The organism is Inquilinus limosus MP06 (assembly GCF_000767795.1).
GTDB classification, from domain to species: Bacteria; Pseudomonadota; Alphaproteobacteria; order DSM-16000; family Inquilinaceae; genus Inquilinus; species Inquilinus limosus_E.
This window is the reverse complement of record NZ_JANX01000646.1, coordinates 1-3,269: the sequence shown is the minus strand read 5'-3', so window position 1 is coordinate 3,269 and position 3,269 is coordinate 1. Positions and strand designations below refer to the sequence as shown.

The 3,269-nt window shown below is 73.0% G+C and carries 5 protein-coding genes; 4 read left to right on the top strand and 1 reads right to left on the bottom strand.

The features are described from left to right. The coding region (locus P409_RS30165) for an HAD family hydrolase (RefSeq protein ID WP_034847130.1) at window positions 1-646 on the bottom strand (646 nt) is incomplete at its 3' end. A gap of 102 nt (window positions 647-748) precedes the next feature. Here P409_RS30165 and P409_RS30160 point away from each other — a divergent pair. The 4 genes from P409_RS30160 to P409_RS30145 all read left to right on the top strand — a co-directional run. Continuing rightward, window positions 749-1,318, top strand: coding sequence for an AAA family ATPase (locus tag P409_RS30160; protein ID WP_034847128.1), 570 nt, complete (start codon window positions 749-751; stop codon window positions 1,316-1,318). A 113-nt stretch (window positions 1,319-1,431) separates the two neighbouring features. Further along, entirely contained in the window at window positions 1,432-2,211 is a 780-nt protein-coding gene (locus tag P409_RS30155) for a phosphotransferase family protein (RefSeq protein WP_430515670.1), read from the top strand. 45 nt (window positions 2,212-2,256) lie between these two features. Continuing rightward, window positions 2,257-3,054, top strand: a complete 798-nt coding sequence (locus P409_RS30150) for an SDR family NAD(P)-dependent oxidoreductase (RefSeq protein WP_034847124.1) — start codon at window positions 2,257-2,259, stop codon at window positions 3,052-3,054. Then, a partial coding sequence (locus tag P409_RS30145) for an HIT family protein (protein ID WP_034847132.1) occupies window positions 3,051-3,269 on the top strand: 219 nt, incomplete at its 3' end. The genes P409_RS30150 and P409_RS30145, both read left to right, overlap by 4 nt.

Below are 3,269 nucleotides of genomic sequence, written 5' to 3'. Positions count from 1 at the left end.
GCCAGGCCGCGATCTCCGCCATCGTCGCGAAGGTCCGGCCGGCGCCGGCGGCCTTGAGGCGCTGGCCCAGCCCGTTATCGGCATGGCCGCCGCCGGTGAAGCCGACCACCTTCATCCCCGCCCGCCGGGCGGCGGTGACGCCGTGGATCGAATCCTCGATCACCAGGCAGTCCGCCGGATCGGCGCCCATCTGCGAGGCGGCGTAGAGGAACACGTCCGGCGCCGGCTTGCCGCGCTTGACCTGGCTGGCCGAGAACACGTTCGGGTCGACCGCCGCCAGCAGCCCGGCCGTCTCCAGGTTGCGGCGCAGATTCGGCAGGCCGGTGGAGGAGGCGACGCAGGGCGGATGGCCGAGTTTGGCGGCGGCCGCGATCGCCTCGGCGGCGCCGGGAATGGCGCGCAGCTCGGTCAGGAAGCGCCGGGCGCTCTCGGCCCGGATCTCCTCGATGATGCTGTCCTCGACGGTGAAGCCCAGCTCCGCCGCCAGCGTGCTCCAGGCCACATGATGCGGCGTGCCGCAGAAGCGCCGGGCGATCTCGCTGGGCGCCACGGTGTGGCCGAGACGCGCCAGCGCCTCGGAATCGACGGCGCAGAAGATCACTTCCGAATCGATCAGAACGCCGTCGCAGTCGAAGATCACCAGCATGGCAGGCCCGGAGTCAGGAAAGGCGGGGGAAAGCCGGAGAGGCGGGGCGACAACATCACGCCACTGCGCTATGTGCAAGCCGCAGAGCGTAAGGGGGAACCGATGGCGCCCAGGCGCATCCACATCACCGGCGCGTCCGGCTCCGGCACCACGACGCTGGGCCGGGCGCTGGCGGCTGCGACCGGCGCGCTGCACCTGGACACGGACGACTTCTATTGGCTGCCGACCGACCCGCCATTCCAGGACAAGCGGTCGATCCCGGACCGGCTGGCGATGCTGGACGAGGCGCTCGGCGGGGCCGATCGCTGGGTGCTGACCGGCTCGCTGATCCGCTGGGGCGACCCGCTGATCCCGCGATTCGACCTGGTCGTCTTCCTCCACATCCCGCCGGCGCTGCGGCTGGAGCGGCTGCGGGAACGCGAGATCGAGCGCTACGGCACCGCGGCGCTGGCCCCCGGCGGGGCGATGCACGAGACCTATCACGCCTTCCTCGACTGGGCCGAGGCCTATGATTTGGGCACCCGGGTCAGCCGCAACCTCGAGGCGCACAATGCCTGGCTGGCGCGGCTGCCCTGCCCGGTGCTGCGGATCGAGGGCGACACCACGGTCGAGGATCGGGTGCGCCGCGTGCTCTCCTTCCGCCGGATCGAGGGGCGGGCGTGGCAGGGGTGAGCCCCGAAGAGGTCTGCACCGCGCTGCGGGAGGCGGGCCTCAACCTCCGCCCGGACGAGATTGCGCTGGAGGCGCGGGAGGATCGCTGGCTGGCGCGGCTGCCCGGCGACCGGATGGCCTGGTTTGCCGCAAATGAGAGGGGCGCGCGACGGCTGGTCGCGGACCGCCGGCTGCTCCGCCTGCTGGCCGAACGCTGCCGCTTCAGCGCGCCGCGGGTCCTCTATGAATCCGGGGCCGGCTTCGATCTCCGGGCGGCGGTGCCCGGCTCCTGCGACCCCGCCGCGCTCTATGCACGCATCGCCACCGACCAGGCCCTGGCCCGGCGGCTCGGGCATGCCCTGGGCCTGGTCCTGGCGGAGCAGCACGGCCGGATCGCCCGGCCCGACGTCGCCGGCTGGCTGCCGGAGCATGTCCCCTGGCCGGAGCCGGCGGGATGGATCCGGGAGCGGCTGCCGGAGGTGACGGACGACGCCGCGCTCCTGGCCCGGATCGACCGCGTGCTGGACGCCCGGGAAACGCTCGATGTTCCGGAGAACGACCGCGCCCTGGTGCATGGCGATCTCGGGGTGCACAACATCGCGGTCGACCCCGTCACGGGCGACCTGCGGGGCGTCTTCGACTATGACGGCGCCGCCTGGGACGACCGCCATCAAGATTTCCGCTACCTCGTCTTCGACCATGCCGATGAGGGCCTTCTGGAGGCCGCGATCGCAGCCTATGAGCCGGCTGCGGGCCATGAGATCGACCGCGAGCGTGTCCGGCTGTACAACGCTGCCAGCGCGATCTGCTACCTGGCCTATCGCCGTGGCGTCGCAGCCGATGTGCGGCATTGCGGGCGGACGCTGGCGGAGGATCTGGCCTGGGTGCGGAAGGCCGTCGATGCCGTGCCGTGACCGGCGCGGGCCTGACTTTGCGAGTTGGAGGGAGGATCCGTGACCATGACTGAACCCGATGCTCTGCCCCGGCTGGGCGGGCAGGTGGCCCTGGTCACCGGGGCCAGCCGCGGCATCGGCGCTGCGGCGGCGCGGGTGCTGGCGGCGCAAGGTGCTGCGGTGGCGCTGACCGCGCGCTCGGCCGAGGCGATCGAGGCGATCGCCCGGGAGCTGACCGACGCCGGCGGCCGGGCCGTCGCGATCGCCGGCGACATCGGCGACATCGCCTGGGCCGAGGCGCTGGTGGAGGAGGCGGCCGAGGCGCTGGGCGCGCCGACCATCCTGGTCAACAACGCCGGCATGGTCGGGCCGATCGGCCGTCTGCTCGACTGCGACCCGGCCGACTGGGCCCGCAACGTCACCGTCAACCTGCTCGGCGCCCATGCCGTGCTACGGGCGGCGCTGCCCGGCATGGTCGAGGCCGGCGGCGGCACGGTGATCAATGTCAGCTCCGGCGCGGCCGAGAACGCCTATGAGGGCTGGAGCGCCTATTGCGCCGGCAAGGCCGGCCTCGCGATGCTGACCCGGTCGCTGCACCTGGAGTATGGCGGGCAGGGGATCCGCGCCTTCGGCTTCCGCCCCGGCACGGTCGATACCGAGATGCAGGGCGAGATCCGCGCCTCCGGCATCAACCCGGTCAGCCAGATGCCGCGCGAGGCGCATGCCCCGCCGGAGCATCCGGCCCGGGTCATCGCCTGGCTGTGCGGGCCCGGGGCGCAGGACCTGGTCGGCGAGGAGCTGAGCATCCGTGATCCGGAGCTGCGCCGCCGGACCGGCCTGCCGGTGCCGGGGCTGTCGTCATGAGCGCCGCGAAGGAGGCGGGCTTCGCCCTCGACCCGCGGATCGCGGGCTCGACCCTGGACTGGCGCGACTGGTCGCTGTCGCAGGTGCGGCTGATGAACGACCGCCGCTTCCCCTGGCTGCTGCTGGTGCCGCGCCGGGCCAAGGCGGTCGAGTGGCACGCCCTGGCGCCGGAGGACCAGGCGGCGCTGCACCAGGAGACGATGCTGGCCGCCTGC